This window comes from Microbacterium algeriense, assembly GCF_008868005.1.
GTDB lineage: Bacteria > Actinomycetota > Actinomycetes > Actinomycetales > Microbacteriaceae > Microbacterium > Microbacterium algeriense.
The window spans coordinates 783,271-799,378 of record NZ_WAAO01000002.1 but is presented as its reverse complement, the minus strand read 5'-3'; the positions used below and the strand labels follow the sequence as shown (position 1 = coordinate 799,378).

Annotated in this window: 14 protein-coding genes and 1 tRNA gene; 14 read left to right on the top strand and 1 reads right to left on the bottom strand. The window is 69.4% G+C overall.

All coding sequences use genetic code 11. The features are described from left to right. The first annotated feature begins 32 nt into the window (after window positions 1–32). From hisG to F6A08_RS11405, 14 genes are all read left to right on the top strand, one after another. Window positions 33–875 (top strand): ATP phosphoribosyltransferase, encoded by an 843-nt coding sequence (gene hisG / locus F6A08_RS11470; protein ID WP_017202141.1) that lies wholly within the window; start codon window positions 33–35, stop codon window positions 873–875. Then, the gene (gene hisF / locus F6A08_RS11465; protein WP_151459493.1) at window positions 875–1,636 is read left to right on the top strand and encodes an imidazole glycerol phosphate synthase subunit HisF; all 762 of its coding nucleotides are present in this window, start codon (window positions 875–877) and stop codon (window positions 1,634–1,636) included. Before hisG ends, hisF begins: the two co-directional genes overlap by 1 nt. Then, window positions 1,633–2,022, top strand: a complete 390-nt coding sequence (gene hisI, locus F6A08_RS11460; RefSeq protein ID WP_225855814.1) for a phosphoribosyl-AMP cyclohydrolase — start codon at window positions 1,633–1,635, stop codon at window positions 2,020–2,022. Before hisF ends, hisI begins: the two co-directional genes overlap by 4 nt. Then, window positions 2,019–2,606: a Trp biosynthesis-associated membrane protein gene (locus F6A08_RS11455; RefSeq protein ID WP_124895544.1), complete on the top strand. Its 588-nt coding sequence runs from the start codon at window positions 2,019–2,021 to the stop codon at window positions 2,604–2,606. Before hisI ends, F6A08_RS11455 begins: the two co-directional genes overlap by 4 nt. Window positions 2,607–2,653: 47 nt before the next feature. After that, window positions 2,654–2,884, top strand: coding sequence for an HGxxPAAW family protein (locus tag F6A08_RS11450; RefSeq protein WP_017202137.1), 231 nt, complete (start codon window positions 2,654–2,656; stop codon window positions 2,882–2,884). After that, a complete protein-coding gene (trpC, locus tag F6A08_RS11445) occupies window positions 2,884–3,657 on the top strand; it encodes an indole-3-glycerol phosphate synthase TrpC (RefSeq protein WP_151459492.1) in 774 nt (257 codons plus the stop codon). Before F6A08_RS11450 ends, trpC begins: the two co-directional genes overlap by 1 nt. Continuing rightward, window positions 3,657–4,949, top strand: a complete 1,293-nt coding sequence (gene trpB / locus F6A08_RS11440) for a tryptophan synthase subunit beta (protein WP_225855841.1) — start codon at window positions 3,657–3,659, stop codon at window positions 4,947–4,949. The genes trpC and trpB overlap by 1 nt, the downstream gene beginning before the upstream one ends. Beyond that, the gene (gene trpA / locus F6A08_RS11435) at window positions 4,946–5,749 is read left to right on the top strand and encodes a tryptophan synthase subunit alpha (RefSeq protein ID WP_017202134.1); all 804 of its coding nucleotides are present in this window, start codon (window positions 4,946–4,948) and stop codon (window positions 5,747–5,749) included. The genes trpB and trpA overlap by 4 nt, the downstream gene beginning before the upstream one ends. A 10-nt stretch (window positions 5,750–5,759) precedes the next feature. After that, window positions 5,760–6,788: a prolipoprotein diacylglyceryl transferase gene (gene lgt / locus F6A08_RS11430; protein ID WP_017202133.1), complete on the top strand. Its 1,029-nt coding sequence runs from the start codon at window positions 5,760–5,762 to the stop codon at window positions 6,786–6,788. Window positions 6,789–6,931: 143 nt separating this feature from the next. After that, the gene (gene gltB, locus F6A08_RS11425) at window positions 6,932–11,455 is read left to right on the top strand and encodes a glutamate synthase large subunit (protein WP_100248731.1); all 4,524 of its coding nucleotides are present in this window, start codon (window positions 6,932–6,934) and stop codon (window positions 11,453–11,455) included. Further along, complete coding sequence (locus F6A08_RS11420; RefSeq protein ID WP_151459491.1) at window positions 11,448–12,914, top strand: glutamate synthase subunit beta; 1,467 nt, start codon at window positions 11,448–11,450, stop codon at window positions 12,912–12,914. The genes gltB and F6A08_RS11420 overlap by 8 nt, the downstream gene beginning before the upstream one ends. A 57-nt stretch (window positions 12,915–12,971) precedes the next feature. Beyond that, window positions 12,972–14,420, top strand: a complete 1,449-nt coding sequence (gene pyk / locus F6A08_RS11415) for a pyruvate kinase (protein ID WP_017202130.1) — start codon at window positions 12,972–12,974, stop codon at window positions 14,418–14,420. A 107-nt stretch (window positions 14,421–14,527) separates the two neighbouring features. Continuing rightward, complete coding sequence (locus F6A08_RS11410; protein WP_151459490.1) at window positions 14,528–15,334, top strand: alpha/beta fold hydrolase; 807 nt, start codon at window positions 14,528–14,530, stop codon at window positions 15,332–15,334. A gap of 50 nt (window positions 15,335–15,384) precedes the next feature. Then, entirely contained in the window at window positions 15,385–15,987 is a 603-nt protein-coding gene (locus F6A08_RS11405) for an esterase/lipase family protein (protein ID WP_225855813.1), read from the top strand. A gap of 15 nt (window positions 15,988–16,002) precedes the next feature. Here the strand turns inward: F6A08_RS11405 and F6A08_RS11400 are convergent. Next, window positions 16,003–16,088: transfer RNA gene (locus F6A08_RS11400), tRNA-Leu, on the bottom strand. Window positions 16,089–16,108: the final 20 nt, after the last annotated feature.

Below are 16,108 nucleotides of genomic sequence, written 5' to 3'. Positions count from 1 at the left end.
CCGTTCCGATCTCCTCGAACTGAAAGCCATCCATGCTGCGCATCGCCGTTCCCAACAAGGGCTCGCTCTCCGAGACCGCCGCCGACATGCTCGCCGAGGCCGGCTACGCCGGTAGACGCGACCCGAAGACCCTCCATGTGATCGACGCCGAGAACGACGTCGAGTTCTTCTTCCTCCGTCCCAAGGACATCGCCACCTACGTCGGCTCCGGCGCGATCGACGTCGGCATCACGGGTCGTGACCTGCTGCTGGACGCGCGGATGCCTGGTGCCAGGGAGATCGAGGCGCTCGGCTTCGCCGGCTCCACGTTCCGGTTCGCGGCGCCCACCGGACGCTACACCGACGTGCAGGAGCTCGACGGCCTGCGCATCGCGACCTCGTATCCCGGCCTCGTGGACGCCTTTCTGGATCAGCGCGGCATCGCCGTCGATCTGGTGCCCCTCGACGGCGCCGTGGAGTCCGCCGTGCAGCTGGGCGTCGCCGATGCGGTCGCCGACGTCGTGGAGACGGGGACGACGCTCCGGCAGGCGGGCCTCGAGGTGTTCGGCCCCGTGATCCTCGAGTCCGAGGCCGTCCTGATCGCCGGCCCCGCGGACGCCGACGGAGCCGAGACGCTGCTGCGTCGTCTGCGCGGCGTCATGGTCGCCCGCCGGTACGTGATGATCGACTACGACCTCCCTGTCGCTCTCCTCGACGACGCCGTGAAGATCGCGGGGGGCGTGGAGTCGCCGACCGTGTCTCCGCTGCGCGATCCGGAATGGGTCGCCGTCCGCGTCATGGTGGCCCGCGCGCGGGTCAATCCGGTGATGGACGCCCTCTACGCGCTCGGCGCGCGGGCGATCCTCGTCACCGCGATCCACAACGCGAGGCTGTGATGACGCTCGCCAGCCGCGTCATCCCGTGTCTGGACGTGGCTGAGGGCCGCGTCGTCAAGGGCGTCAACTTCGAGAACCTGCGCGACATGGGCGACCCCGTCGAACTGGCCAGGCACTATGCCGCGCAGGGCGCGGACGAGATCACCTTCCTCGACGTGACCGCGACGGTCGATGCCAGAGCCACGACGTACGACGTCGTGCAGCGCACCGCCGAGCAGGTCTTCGTGCCGCTGACCGTCGGCGGGGGAGTGCGCAGCGTCGACGACGTCGCCCGCCTGCTCTCCGTCGGGGCGGACAAGGTCGGGGTGAACTCCGCGGCGATCGCGCGCCCCGAGCTGATCGGCGAGATCGCGGATCGCTTCGGTGCGCAGGTGCTCGTGCTGTCGCTCGACGTGAAGCGCGCGCCGACCACGCACTCCGGATTCGTCGTCACGACGCACGGCGGTCGGACCCAGACCATGCTGGATGCGCTGGACTGGGCCCGCGAGGCGGCCGAGCGCGGCGCGGGAGAGCTCCTCGTGAACTCGATCGACGCGGACGGCACGCGCGACGGGTTCGACCTCGAACTCGTGCGTCTCATGCGCGAGGCGGCCTCCGTGCCCGTCATCGCCTCAGGCGGAGCCGGTCGCGCCGCGGACTTCGCGCCCGCGATCAAGGCGGGCGCGGATGCGGTGCTCGCCGCGAGTGTGTTCCACACGGGGGCGCTCACGGTCGGCGACGTCAAGGACGCGCTCCGCGCGGAAGGTGTGGTGGTCCGATGAACGCGAAGGACATGTCCGAGGATCCGGCCGGCTCCGTGGAGGAGCGCATCGCACAGGTCGCGTTCAACGCCGACGGCCTCGCCCCGGTGATCGTGCAGCAGTGGGACACGCGCGAGGTGCTGATGCTCGCCTGGGTGGATCAGGAGGCGCTCCGGCGCACCCTCACGTCCGGGCGAGCCACGTACTGGTCGCGTTCGCGCCGGGAGTACTGGCGCAAGGGCGACACATCCGGGCACATCCAGGTGGTGCACGAGGCGCGTCTCGACTGCGACGGCGATGCGATCCTGCTGCTGGTCGCCCAGACCGGTCCTGCCTGCCACACGGGCACGCGCACCTGCTTCGACACGACCGACCTGGGTGCGGTCGAGGGGACGGATCAGCCATGACCATCGCTCGGCGCGGCCGCGCGCTCTCGGTCTCCGGGTTTCTCCTGGCGGGTGCCATCGGCATCATCTCGTCGACGCAGACGTGGCTCACGGTCGAACGGGTCGACGCGGGCGAGGCGATCCTGGTGCCCGGAGCCTCCGCCCTGGTGCTCCTCGCCCCGCTGAGTCTCGCGGTGCTGGCGCTCGGCGCCGCGATGTCCATCGCCGGCAAGGCGGTGCGCCTCGTCTTCGGCGTGCTCGCGGCGGCGACCGCCCTGTTCCTGGGCTGGTCGACGCTGCAGCTGCTGATCGCCGAACCGTTCGATGCGGTCGCCGCGACCGTGACGGAGGTCACCGGTCTGGCCGGGAGCGACGCCACGCACGAGGTCGTCGCCTCCATCGTCCCCTCCGCGTGGCCGTACATCGCGCTCGGGGGCTGGGTGATCCTGCTCGCCGCCGCCATCCTGGTGCTGGTGACCTGGCGCGGGTGGAAGGCCGGCGGGCGACGGTACCGCACCGATCATGCCGAGACGCCGCACGACGGCCCCGTCGATGCGGTCGATTCCTGGGACGAGCTGTCGCGCGGAACCGATCCCACGCGCTGACCCCGATAGACTGAACCCGAACTGCACGCCGTCCCCCGGAGGAGAACATGACCAACCCCATCGCCGACCCCGGCCACGGACACTCGCCTGCAGCCTGGACCGCCGTCATCATCATGCTCGTCGGCTTCGCGGCGGCGACCGTGGCGTTCTGCTTCGAGCAGCCGGCTCTCGTCTGGGTGTCCGTCGCCCTCATCCCGATCGGCGCGATCGTGGGCTGGGTGCTTTCCAAGGCCGGTTACGGCGTGAAGGGTCCGAAGTACGCTCCGAAGGCGCACTAATGGTCCTCGCCGACCTGACGGCCGGCGCAGTCGCAGACGCCGAGCGTCGTGCTCTGTCGCGCCCGCTGGCCGATGTCGAGAGGCAGGCGCTCGCGCGTCCTGCCGCGAAGGACGCCCTCGCCGCCCTCGCACCGGCCGATCGCGTGAAGATCATCGCCGAGGTGAAGCGCGCCTCTCCCTCCCGCGGTGCTCTCGCGGAGATCCCCGATCCCGCGCTGCAGGCGTCTCTGTACGAGATCGGCGGTGCCTCCGCGATCAGCGTCCTGACCGAGGAGCGCCGCTTCGGCGGCAGCCTCGCCGACCTGGAAGCCGTCACCGCCCGCGTCTCGCTGCCCGTCCTGCGCAAGGACTTCATCGCGACCCGCTACCAGGTGCTGGAGGCCCGCGCGGCCGGAGCCGACCTGGTGCTGCTCATCGTGGCGGGCATCGAACCGGCCGTCCTGCGGGACCTGTTCGGCTTCATCACCGAGCTGGGCATGACCCCGCTCGTCGAGACGCACTCCGCCGATGAGCTCGAGGCGGCGATCGACCTCGGCGCCCCCCTGATCGGCGTGAACGCGCGCGACCTGAAGACGCTCGAGCTCGACCGCGATCTGTTCGGGCGACTGGTCGAGCGCATCCCGGACACCGCGATCAAGATCGCCGAGTCCGCGGTGCTCACACCCGCCGACGTCACGCACTACCGCTCGGCCGGAGCCGACGTCGTCCTGATCGGCGAGGCCCTGGTCACGGGCGATCCCGTCGCCACCCTCAAGAGCTTCCTGGAGGCATGATGCGAGCCACCGACCACGGCGAGGTGAGTCTGCGCGATCAGCACGGACCCTTCTTCGGCGAATTCGGCGGGCGGTACATGCCCGAATCCCTGATCGCGGCGATCGACGAGCTGACAGCCGCCTACGAGGACGCCATCGTCGATCCGGCGTTCCGCGGCGAGCTCGCTCATCTGCTGTCGTCGTACGCGGGGCGCCCCTCGGCGATCACCGAGGTCCCGCGTTTCGCGGAGCACGCGGGCGGCGCCCGGATCTTCCTCAAGCGCGAGGACCTGAACCACACCGGATCCCACAAGATCAACAACGTCCTGGGCCAGGCGCTGCTCACCAAGCGCCTCGGCAAGACGCGGGTGATCGCCGAGACCGGCGCCGGTCAGCACGGCGTCGCGACGGCGACGGCTGCGGCGCTGTTCGGACTGGACTGCACGATCTACATGGGCGAGGTCGACACGGAGCGCCAGGCGCTCAACGTCGCCCGGATGCGCCTGCTCGGCGCCGAGGTCGTGGCGGTCACCTCCGGGTCCCGCACGCTCAAGGACGCGATCAACGACGCGTACCGCGACTGGGTGGCATCCGTCGAGACGACGAACTACATCTTCGGCACCGCGGCCGGCCCGCACCCCTTCCCGGCGATGGTCCGCGACTTCCAGAAGATCATCGGCGAAGAGGCCAGGGCACAGCTGCTCGATGAGGTCGGACGCCTTCCCGACGCGGTCGTCGCCTGTGTGGGCGGCGGCTCCAACGCCATCGGCATGTTCGATGCCTTCCTCGACGACGAGGGCGTCGCGCTCTACGGCGTCGAGGCTGCCGGTGACGGCGTCGACACCGAGAAGCACGCGGCGTCGATCGAGCGCGGACGCCCCGGTGTCCTGCACGGCGCGAAGACCTACGTGCTGCAGGACGCGGACGGTCAGACCATCGAGTCGCACTCGATCTCCGCCGGTCTCGACTATCCCGGCGTCGGCCCCGAGCACTCGTGGCTGGCCGACATCGGACGCGCCCAGTACATCCCGGCGACCGACGACGAGGCGATGCAGGCGCTGCGCCTGCTCAGCCGGACCGAGGGGATCATCCCCGCGATCGAGTCCGCCCACGCCCTCGCCGGAGCGCTCCGGATCGGCCGGGAGCTCGGGCCGGACGGACTGATCGCCGTCTGCCTCTCGGGTCGCGGAGACAAAGACATGGACACCGCCGCTCGGTACTTCGAGCTCTACGACGAGGCCGCTCTCGCGCATGACGTGTCCGAGGAGAGCGACGCCGAGGCGTCGGCATCGAAGGGGGAGCCGCAGCTGTGAGCCGCATCGAACAGGCGATCCAGAAGGCGCAGGACGCCGGTCGCAGCGCCTTCGTCGGCTACCTCCCCGTCGGCTTCCCCGACCTGGAGACGAGCATCCAGGCGGCGATCGCCCTCGCGGAGAACGGCGTCGACATCATCGAGCTGGGCCCGCCGTACAGCGACCCGGTGATGGACGGCGCGATCATCCAGGAGGCGACGACCAAGGCTCTCGCCGCGGGATTCCGGATGGCCGATCTGTTCACCGCGATCCGCGCGATCACGGCGGCGACCGACGTCCCGGTCCTCGTCATGACGTACTGGAACCCCGTGATGCAATACGGCGTCGACCGCTACGCCGACGATCTGCTCGCCGCCGGGGGAGCCGGACTCATCACGCCGGACATCACGCCTGACGCGGCGGCGGAGTGGATCGCCGCCAGCGAGCGGACCGGCCTGGACCGCGTGTTCCTCGCCGCCCCCACCTCGTCGGATGAACGCCTCGATCTGGTGGTGAAGTCGTCCACCGGGTTCGTCTACACGGTCTCGACCATGGGCATCACCGGGGAGCGGGCCGAACTCGACCGCGCCGCCCGCACCCTCGTCGGTCGCCTGCGCGCGCACGGTGCCCGACGGGCCTGTGTGGGTATCGGGATCTCCACCGCCGAGCAGATCGCCGGCGTCTCCGAGTACGCCGACGGCGCGATCGTCGGAACCGCCCTGGTCCGCGCTCTCCGCGACGGCGGGGTGGAAGCCCTCGCCGACGTCACCCGAACCCTGGCCGCCGGCACCGCGTCGGCACGCCCCGATACCGAGAACTAGAATCGCACTCATGTCACTCGCGCTCCACAGCACCGTCACCGGCGTGCTCGCCAGCATCCCGAGCCCGCCCGTCTCCTACTTCGACGTGTGGCCCGGCATCCGCATCCACATCTACGCGCTGTGCATCATCGCCGGCATCATCGCGGCGACGCTGCTGACCAACCGACGCCTCACCAAGCGCGGGGCGGAGCCGTGGGTCGTGATCGACATCTCGATCCTGGCCGTGCCGCTGGCGATCATCGGCGCGCGCATCTTCCACGTGCTCACCCACCCGAACTTCTACTTCGGCGAGGGCAGGAACACCTGGAACCCGTTCGAGCCTGGCTCGGTGTGGGCCATCTGGGAGGGCGGCATCGCGATCTTCGGCGCCCTGATCGGCGGCGCGATCGGCGCGTACCTGGGCTGCCGCTGGACGGGCATCCGCTTCTGGACCTTCGCGGACGCACTCGCGCCCGGACTCCTGCTCGCCCAGGCCATGGGCCGTTTCGGCAACTGGTTCAACAAAGAGCTCTTCGGCCTGCCGACCGACCTGCCCTGGGGGCTGGAGATCCCCTCGGACAACTCCGCCTTCCCTCCCGGTCTTCCCGAGGGCACCCTGTTCCACCCGACCTTCCTCTACGAGGTCCTCTGGAACGGTCTCGGGGTGCTCGTGCTGCTGTGGCTGGGACGCAAGCTCTTCTTCCAGTGGGGGCGTCTGTTCGCGGTCTACCTCATCTGGTACAGCGCCGGACGCATCGTCTGGGAGTCGATCCGCATCGACCCGAGCGAGATCATCCTCGGCCTGCGCAGCAACGTGTGGGCAGCGATCCTCGGCGTCGTGGTCGGCATCGTGATCCTGATCGTCCAGACGCGGCGCCACCCCGGGCTCGAGCCCTCGCCGTACCAGCCCGGGCGTGAGAAGACCCTGTCCGACGCTGATGTACAATCGCAGGACAATCCCTCTGATTTCGTGGACGTGAGCGAGCCTCCGACCGATGAAGTCACCGCAGGAGCCACCGCCACAAGCACTGCTCCCACGAGCGAGGACGGCTCCCGATAACGCCGCCTCGCGGCGGGAGAACCATTGCACTGAACGAGCGGGCCGACGACGTCCCCGGGTTTCACTCGAAGATCTGAGGACGGTAACTGGTGTACTTCCAGCCCCCTTACGGCGCCTCCGGCGCATACCCCCCGAAGCAGGGCATGTACAACCCGGCGTTCGAGAAGGACGCCTGCGGCCTGGCCATGGTCGCGACGCTGCGCGGCGAAGCCGGGCACGACATCATCGCGCTGGCCCTCGAGGCCCTGCGCAACCTGGAACACCGCGGGGCCATCGGCTCCGACGCGGGCACCGGAGACGGTGCCGGCATCCTGACCCAGATGCCCGACGATTTCCTCCGCGCGGTCACCGGCTTCGAACTGCCGCCCGTGGGGGAGTACGCCGCAGGACTCGCCTTCCTGCCCCGCGACTCGAGCGAGCGCCGCCAGCAGAAGGCCGGCATCGAGAAGATCGCCCGCTCAGAGGGGCTCCGGGTCCTCGGCTGGCGCGAAGTGCCCACGGCCAACGAGAACCTGGGCAAGCTGGCCGATGAGGCCCGTCCCGCCTTCGAGCAGCTGTTCGTCAGCGCCGGCGGATCCACGCACTCCGAGGCCCCGCTCACCGGGATCGCCCTCGACCGCGTCGCCTATCGCCTGCGCAAGCGCGCCGGCCACGAGCTCGGCGCCTACTTCGTCTCCCTGTCGAGCCGCACCCTCGGCTACAAGGGCATGGTCACGACGCTCCAGTTGGAGCCGTTCTACCCCGACCTGCAGGATGAGCGCTTCGCCTCCGAGCTGGCCGTCGTCCACTCCCGCTACTCGACGAACACCTTCCCGTCGTGGCCGCTCGCGCAGCCGCTGCGGATGCTCGCGCACAACGGTGAGATCAACACGGTCGGCGGGAACCGCAACTGGATGCGGGCGCGACAGTCCCAGCTCGAGTCCGAGCTGCTCGGCGACATCACGCCGCTGCTGCCGATCTGCACCGACGGTGCGAGCGACTCCGCCTCGTTCGACGAGGTGCTGGAGCTGCTGACGCTCACCGGGCGCAGCCTGCCGCACGCCATCATGATGATGGTCCCCGAGGCCTACGAGAAGCAGGCGGACATCACGCCCGAGCTGCGCTCGTTCTACGAGTACCACTCCAACCAGATGGAGCCGTGGGACGGTCCGGCCGCCCTCATCTTCACCGACGGCACCCTCGTCGGCGCGACCCTCGACCGCAACGGTCTGCGCCCGGGGCGCTGGACCGAGACGACCGACGGCCTCGTCGTGATCGGCTCCGAGACCGGAGTCCTGCACTTCGAGCCGGAGCGCATCAAGCGTCGGGGTCGGCTGCAGCCGGGCAAGATGTTCCTGGTCGACACCTCGCAGCGTCGCATCGTCGAGGACGAGGAGATCAAGCGCGAGCTGTCGACGATGCACCCCTGGCAGGAATGGCTCGACGCCGGCGCCGTGCGGCTCGCCGACCTTCCGGAGCGCGAGCACATCGTGCACCCGCCCGCATCCATCACGCGTCGTCAGCGCACCTTCGGCTACACGGAGGAGGAGGTGCGCATCCTGCTGACCCCGATGGGGCAGACGGGTGTCGAGCCGCTCGGCGCGATGGGGTCCGACACGCCGATCGCCGTGCTCAGCAAGCGTCCACGGCTGCTGTTCGACTACTTCACCCAGCAGTTCGCGCAGGTGACGAACCCGCCGCTCGACTCGATCCGCGAAGAGGTCGTCACCAGCCTCAAGCTCGGTCTCGGGCCGGAGAGCAACCTGCTGTCCTGGGGTCCCGAGCACACACGCACGGTGTCGCTCGACTTCCCCGTGATCGACAACGACGAGCTCGCGAAGATCCGGCACATCGACAAGGCGATGCCGGGAAGGTCGAGTGCGACGATCCGTGGTCTGTACCACTTCGACGCCGGCCCTCAGACTCTCGCCGGCCGCTTGGACGAGATGTGCGCCGAGGTCGATCAGGCCATCGAGGACGGCGCGGAGTTCATCATCCTGTCCGACCGCGACTCGAACAAGGATCTCGTCCCGATCCCGTCGCTGCTCATGGTCTCCGCGATCCACCACCACCTCATCCGCCGCGAGAACCGGATGAAGGTCGGTCTGATCGTCGAGGCCGGAGACGTGCGCGAGGTCCACCACGTCGCGACGCTGATCGGCTACGGCGCCTCCGCGGTGAACCCGTATCTCGCGATGGAGACGGTGGAGCACCTCGTGCGCACCGGCTACATCACCGGCATCTCGCCGGAGAAGGCCGTCAAGAACCTGATCTACGCGCTCGGCAAGGGCGTGCTGAAGATCATGTCGAAGATGGGCATCTCGACCGTGTCGTCGTATGCGGGAGCCCAGGTGTTCGAGGCGATCGGTCTCAGCCAGGAGTTCATCGACGCCTACTTCACGCGCACCGAGTCCAAGCTCGGCGGCATCGGGATCGAGGAGATCTTCGCCGAGAACCAGGCGCGCCACGACTACGCCTATCCGGAGGACGCCGCGGCACGCGCGCACGAGCGGCTCTGGACCGGTGGCGAGTACCAGTGGCGTCGTGACGGCTCGCCGCACCTGTTCAACCCGGAGACGGTGTTCAAGCTGCAGCACTCCACCCGCACCCGCCGGTACGACATCTTCCGCGAGTACACCAGGCTCGTGGACGAGCAGGCGGCGGAGCTGAAGACGCTGCGCGGCCTCTTCCAGCTGCGGACCGGCACCCGCAAGCCCGTCCCGCTGGACGAGGTCGAACCGGTGTCGGCGATCGTCAAGCGCTTCTCGACCGGAGCCATGAGCTACGGCTCGATCTCCAAGGAGGCGCACGAGACGCTGGCGATCGCGATGAACCGCATCGGCGGCAAGTCCAACACCGGTGAGGGCGGCGAAGACCCCGACCGGCTGGTCGACCCCGAGCGGCGCAGCGCGATCAAACAGGTGGCGTCCGGACGGTTCGGCGTCACGAGCCTGTATCTCACCGAGGCGGACGACATCCAGATCAAGCTCGCCCAGGGTGCCAAGCCCGGTGAGGGCGGTCAGCTGCCGCCGACGAAGGTGTACCCCTGGGTCGCGCGGACCCGCCACGCTACGGCGGGCGTCGGACTCATCTCACCGCCGCCGCATCACGACATCTACTCGATCGAAGACCTCAAGCAGCTCATCTTCGACCTGAAACGCGCGAACCCCGAGGCGCGCATCCACACCAAGCTGGTCAGCCAGTCCGGTATCGGCGCGGTCTCCGCAGGCGTCGCCAAGGCGCTCAGCGACGTGATCCTGGTGTCCGGCCACGACGGCGGCACGGGTGCGAGCCCGCTGAACTCGCTCAAGCACGCCGGCACCCCCTGGGAGCTGGGTCTCGCGGAGACGCAGCAGACGCTCATGCTCAACGGGATGCGCGACCGCGTCGTGGTGCAGGTCGACGGTCAGCTCAAGACCGGGCGCGACGTCGTCATCGGCGCCCTGCTCGGAGCGGAGGAGTTCGGTTTCGCGACCGCTCCGCTCGTGGTCAGCGGCTGCATCATGATGCGCGTGTGCCACCTGGACACGTGCCCGGTCGGCGTCGCCACCCAGAACCCGGTCCTGCGCGACCGGTTCACGGGCAAGCCCGAGTTCGTCGTGAACTTCATGGAGTTCATCGCCGAGGAGGTGCGCGAGCTGCTGTCGGAGCTCGGGTACCGCTCCCTCGACGAGATCATCGGCCGTGCGGACCTCATCGAGGTCGACGCCGCGGTCGAGCACTGGAAGGCCGAGGGACTCGACCTGAGCCCCGTGCTGGAGGGGCCGGCGTTCCCGGCCGGCGAGGCGCGTCGCAACGCCCGGTCGCAGGATCACGAGCTCGAGAAGCACTTCGACGTGCAGCTGATCGACATCGCCAAGAGCGCCCTGCTGAACGCCGAACCCGTGGTCGTCGAGCTGCCGATCGCGAACACCGAGCGCGCCGTCGGCACCATGCTCGGCCACCAGGTGACCTCCCGCCACGGTGCGACAGGTCTGCCGCAGGGCACGATCGACGTCACGCTGCACGGGACCGCCGGGCAGTCGCTCGGCGCGTTCCTGCCGCCCGGCATCATCCTGCGGCTCGAGGGCGATGCGAACGACTACGTCGGCAAGGGCCTCTCCGGTGGCGACATCACGGTCCGTCCGCCGCGCGGGTCGTCGATTGCGCCGCACGAGAACGTCATCGCCGGCAATGTGATCGGATACGGGGCGACCTCGGGGACGATGTTCCTGTCCGGCGTCGTCGGTGAGCGATTCCTCGTGCGCAACTCGGGTGCCACCGCGGTCGTGGAGGGCGTGGGAGACCATGCGCTCGAGTACATGACCGGTGGCCTGGCTGTCATCCTCGGCTCGACCGGCCGCAACTTCGGCGCCGGCATGTCCGGGGGAGTGGCGTACGTGCACGCGCTCGACCCGAGCAAGGTCAACGCGCAGTCGCTCGGCAGTGGAGAGCTCCGGCTCGAACCGCTCGACCGCGCGGATCTCGAGGTGCTGCGGAGCCTGCTGCTCACGCACGTCGAGCGCACCGCCTCACCGCGCGGCTCCGCTCTCCTGGAGAGCTTCGAGGAGAGCGCGTCCGAGTTCGTGAAGGTGCTCCCTCGCGACTTCGCCGCTGTGCGGAGCATGCGCGAGGAGGCGCTGGCCGAGGGGATCGACCCCGACGGCGACATCGTGTGGAACCGCATCCTGGAGGTGACCGGTGGCTGATCCCAAAGGCTTTCTGAAGGTGACCGAGCGGGAGCTTCCCGCACGACGTCCGGTGCCGGTGCGCATCATGGACTGGAAAGAGGTCTACGAGCCGGGCGACAAGCAGGTCCTCCGCCGTCAGGCGGGGCGCTGCATGGACTGCGGGGTGCCGTTCTGCCATCAGGGATGCCCCCTGGGCAACCTGATCCCGGAGTGGAACGATCTGACCTGGCGCGGCGAAGGACGCGCCGCCATCGAGCGGCTGCATGCCACGAACAACTTCCCGGAGTTCACCGGGCGGCTGTGCCCGGCGCCCTGCGAGAGCTCGTGCGTCCTCGGCATCAACCAGCCGCCGGTCACGATCAAGCAGGTCGAGGTCTCCATCATCGATGAGGCCTTCGCCAAGGGCTGGGTCGAGCCGGAGCCGCCGGAGCGCCTCACCGGCAAGACGGTCGCCGTCGTCGGATCGGGTCCTGCCGGGCTCGCCGCCGCGCAGCAGCTGACGCGCGCGGGGCACACCGTCGCCGTCTTCGAGCGCGACGACCGGATCGGCGGGCTGCTCCGCTACGGCATCCCCGACTTCAAGATGGAGAAGGCCCAGCTGGAGTCGCGTCTTCGCCAGATGCAGGAGGAGGGCACGCGCTTCCGCGCCGGCGTCGAGATCGGCAAGGACATCTCCTGGCCCGACCTGCGTGCCCGCTACGACGCGGTCGTCATCGCCACGGGCTCGACCGTCCCGCGGGATCTCTCGATCCCCGGACGCGACCTGGACGGCGTCCACTTCGCCATGGAGTACCTGGTCGAGTCCAACCACGCGGTCGCGGGGGACAAGGTGCCCGACCAGATCTCGGCCGAGGGCAAGCACGTCATCGTGATCGGCGGCGGCGACACCGGTGCGGACTGCATCGGCACGGCGCACCGACAGGGCGCGCTCAGCGTGACCAACCTCGCGATCGGCAAGCAGCCGGGGGACGCGCGTCCTGACCACCAGCCGTGGCCGATGATGCCGACCCTCTTCGAGGTCTCCTCCGCGCACGAGGAGGGCGGGGAGCGGGTGTTCCTCGCGTCCACGGTCGAGTTCCTCGCGAACGAGGTCGGAGAGGTCCGCGCCCTGCGCGTGGCCGAGACCGAGTACGTCGACGGACGTCGGGTCCCGAAGAGCGGCACCGAGCGCGAGATCCCCGCGGACCTCGTCCTGATCGCGATGGGCTTCACCGGCCCGGAGCAGGACGGGTACACCGAGGACACGCGTCCGCAGGTGACCGAGCGCGGTTCGTTCCGGCGCGACGCGTCGTACGAGTCGACGGTCCCCGGCGTGTTCGTCGCCGGCGACGCAGGGCGCGGCCAGTCGCTCATCGTCTGGGCCATCGCCGAGGGCCGCGCGGCCGCCGCCAACGTCGACCGGTTCCTCATGGGCACGACCGTGCTTCCGGAGCCGGTGCGCCCCAGCGATGTCGCGATCGGACTCCAGCCCGCGTAGGCTGAGGCCGGCACCGTCGCCTGATCTACATCCCCCACTTCTACCCTGGAGCAATCTTTGAGACGCGCGAAAATCGTCGCCACCCTGGGCCCCGCCACCTCCACCTATGAGACGGTGCGCGCACTGATCGATGCGGGGGTGGACGTCGCCCGCCTGAACCTCAGCCACGGTGACTACTCCGTGCACGAGAACAACTACGCCAACGTGCGTCGTGCGGCCGACGACGCCGGCCGTGCCGTCGCGATCCTCGTCGACCTGCAGGGACCGAAGATCCGCCTCGGCAAGTTCGAGGGCGGCCCGTACGAGCTCGCCAAGGGCGACATCTTCAAGATCACCACCGAGGACATCATCGGGAACAAGGAGATCTCCGGAACCACGTTCAAGGGACTGCCGAACGACGTCAAGCCGGGAGACTTCCTCCTGATCGACGACGGCAAGGTCCGCGTGGAGGTCGTCGAGACCGACGGCGTCACGGTCACCACCCGGGTCGTCGTCGCCGGCGCCGTGTCCAACAACAAGGGCATCAACCTGCCCGGCGTCGCGGTCAACGTGCCCGCTCTGAGCGAGAAGGACGAGGAGGACCTGCGCTGGGGTCTGCGCATCGGCGCCGACCTGATCGCCCTGTCCTTCGTGCGCAACGCCGCCGACGTGACCCGTGTGCACGAGATCATGGCCGAAGAGGGCGTCAAGGTCCCCGTGATCGCCAAGGTCGAGAAGCCGCAGGCCGTCGACGCGCTCGAGGAGATCGTCGACGCCTTCGACGCGATCATGGTCGCCCGTGGCGACCTCGGTGTGGAGCTGCCGCTCGAGGCCGTGCCGATCGTGCAGAAGCGCGCCGTGGAGCTGGCCCGTCGCAACGCGAAGCCGGTCATCGTCGCGACCCAGATGCTCGAGTCCATGATCAACAGCCCGGTCCCGACGCGTGCGGAGACCTCGGACGTCGCCAACGCCGTCCTCGACGGCGCGGACGCCGTGATGCTGTCCGGCGAGACCAGCGTCGGGGACTATCCTGTCGTGGTCGTCGAGACCATGGCCCGCATCATCGAGTCGACCGAGGAGCACGGGCTCGAGCGCATCCTGCCGCTCACCACGAAGCCGCGCACCCAGGGTGGCGCGATCACCCTGGCGGCGCTCGAGGTCGCCGAGTTCGTCGACGCCAAGTTCCTGTGCGTGTTCACCCAGTCGGGGGACTCGGCTCGTCGTCTCTCGCGCCTGCGGTCGCGCATCCCGATGATCGCCTTCACGCCCGAGCCGGACATCCGCCGCCGCATGGCGCTCACCTGGGGCATCCGCTCCACGCTGGTCGAGATGGTGCAGCACACCGACCTCATGTACCACCAGGTGGACGACTACCTGCTGCAGAACGGTCTCGCCGAGGAAGGGGACAAGGTCGTCGTGATCTCCGGATCCCCTCCCGGCATCGTCGGCTCGACGAACGACCTCCGCGTGCACAAGGTCGGCGACGCCATCCGTGGCGCGGCGCCGATCTACAAGGCGGGCGTCTGACGCGATGCGTCCGGAGGGGCGGGGCTTCGGCTCCGCCCCTCTGTCGTACCCGGAGGGTCGCGTCAACCCGCTCCCGCGCGTCGTCCGCTTCGGGTAGCTTTCCCGTCATGCCCTCTCGCCGCCAGGTCGTCGTCTCCGGACTCACGTTCGCGCTGACCGAGAGCTCGCGTCCCTGGGGTTCGACGGCGCCGGCGATCGTGCTGGTGCACGGCATCGGGATGTCGCACCGCTACCTCACGCGACTGCATCGCGAGCTCGCGCGGGAGACCAGGGTCGTGTCGGTGGATCTGCCGGGGTTCGGCGGCCTCCCGAAGCCGCCTGCCGACCTCGATGTCGTGCGCATGGCCGCCGGCCTGGCGGAGGTGGTCGCCCGGCTGGGGGAGGAGCAGCTGGTGCTCGTCGGACACTCGATGGGCGCTCAGTGGGTCGTGGAGACCGCGTCGCAGCGACCGGAGAAGGTGCGCGCGGTCGTCCTGATCGGCCCCGTCGTCGACGATCGGCATCGCACGATCGGGGCGCAGGCGCGGGCTCTGGCCATCGACACGCTCGGGGAGTCGCCGCGGATCAACACGCTCGTGTTCACCGACTACCTGCGCTGCGGTCCGCGCTGGTACCTGCTGCAGGTGCGCCACATGCTCGCCTATCCGCTGAAGCTCCGGCTCCGTTCGCTCCCGATGCCGGTGCTGGTGATGCGCGGGGGAGCCGATCCCGTGGCCGGTCGGGCGTGGTGCCGGTCGCTGCGCGATGCCGCGGGGGTGGGGCGCCTCATCGAGATCCCCGGTCATCACCACGTGGTGCAGGAGTCCGCGCCGAAGACGGTGGCGGCCGCGATCCGGACCCATACGGACGGGACGTGGCCCGCGTCGGCTGAGGCCGGCGGGACCCGACGGGGGAGGACGACATCGAATTCCTGAGACGACTCGCCTGGTGGGCGGCCGACTACGCCTATGCCGGCTACTGGCAGGTGCGGGCCGTGTTCGACCGGACGGACCCCGGAACCTTCTCGACGGGCACGGCGGCGGACATCGTCGTGCTTCCCGGCGTGTACGAGACGTGGAAGTTCCTGCAGCCCCTGGTGACCGCCATGCACGCGCGCGGACACGCCGTGCACGTCGTCGACGCCCTGCGCCGCAACCAGCGCCCGGTGGTCGACATGGCTCAGAGCGTCGCCGAGTTCCTGGAGGAGCACGACCTCACCGACGTGATCCTCGTCGCGCACAGCAAGGGCGGACTCGCCGGCAAGCTCGTCATGACCGGACCGGCCGGAGCGCGCGTGCGTGCGATGCTCGCGGTCGCCACGCCGTTCGGCGGCTCCCGGTATGCGCGTCTGATGCTCTCCCGGACTCTGCGCGCCTTCTCACCTGACGACCCGTCGATCGTGGGCCTGGCTCGGCAGCGCACCGTCAACGAGCGGATCGTGTCGATCTACGCCGAGTTCGATCCGCACATCCCCGAGGGGAGCGAGCTGCCGGGGGCGAAGAACGTCCGGCTGGAGACCGGAGGGCATTTCCGCATCCTCGCGAATCCCCGGGTCCTCGCGGAGCTGGCGGTTCTCGCGGAGCAGTGATGGACGCGACGGCACTGGTGCCGGCGGTGGGACTCGAACCCACACGCCCTTTCGGACAAAGCATTTTGAGTGCTCCGCGTCTGCCATTCCGCCACGCCGGCTCGTGTGTCGCGTCTACGAC

What these genes read in the sequence shown, in the direction of transcription:
- trpC (WP_151459492.1), top strand. Translation starts at nt 2,884, where the DNA reads ATGGTCCTCGCCGACCTGACGGCCGGCGCAGTCGCAGACGCCGAGCGT.
- F6A08_RS11455 (WP_124895544.1), top strand. Translation starts at nt 2,019, where the DNA reads ATGACCATCGCTCGGCGCGGCCGCGCGCTCTCGGTCTCCGGGTTTCTC.
- F6A08_RS11410 (WP_151459490.1), top strand. Translation starts at nt 14,528, where the DNA reads ATGCCCTCTCGCCGCCAGGTCGTCGTCTCCGGACTCACGTTCGCGCTG.
- lgt (WP_017202133.1), top strand. Translation starts at nt 5,760, where the DNA reads ATGTCACTCGCGCTCCACAGCACCGTCACCGGCGTGCTCGCCAGCATC.
- hisF (WP_151459493.1), top strand. Translation starts at nt 875, where the DNA reads ATGACGCTCGCCAGCCGCGTCATCCCGTGTCTGGACGTGGCTGAGGGC.
- hisG (WP_017202141.1), top strand. Translation starts at nt 33, where the DNA reads ATGCTGCGCATCGCCGTTCCCAACAAGGGCTCGCTCTCCGAGACCGCC.
- gltB (WP_100248731.1), top strand. Translation starts at nt 6,932, where the DNA reads ATGTACAACCCGGCGTTCGAGAAGGACGCCTGCGGCCTGGCCATGGTC.
- trpB (WP_225855841.1), top strand. Translation starts at nt 3,657, where the DNA reads ATGCGAGCCACCGACCACGGCGAGGTGAGTCTGCGCGATCAGCACGGA.
- hisI (WP_225855814.1), top strand. Translation starts at nt 1,633, where the DNA reads ATGAACGCGAAGGACATGTCCGAGGATCCGGCCGGCTCCGTGGAGGAG.
- F6A08_RS11450 (WP_017202137.1), top strand. Translation starts at nt 2,654, where the DNA reads ATGACCAACCCCATCGCCGACCCCGGCCACGGACACTCGCCTGCAGCC.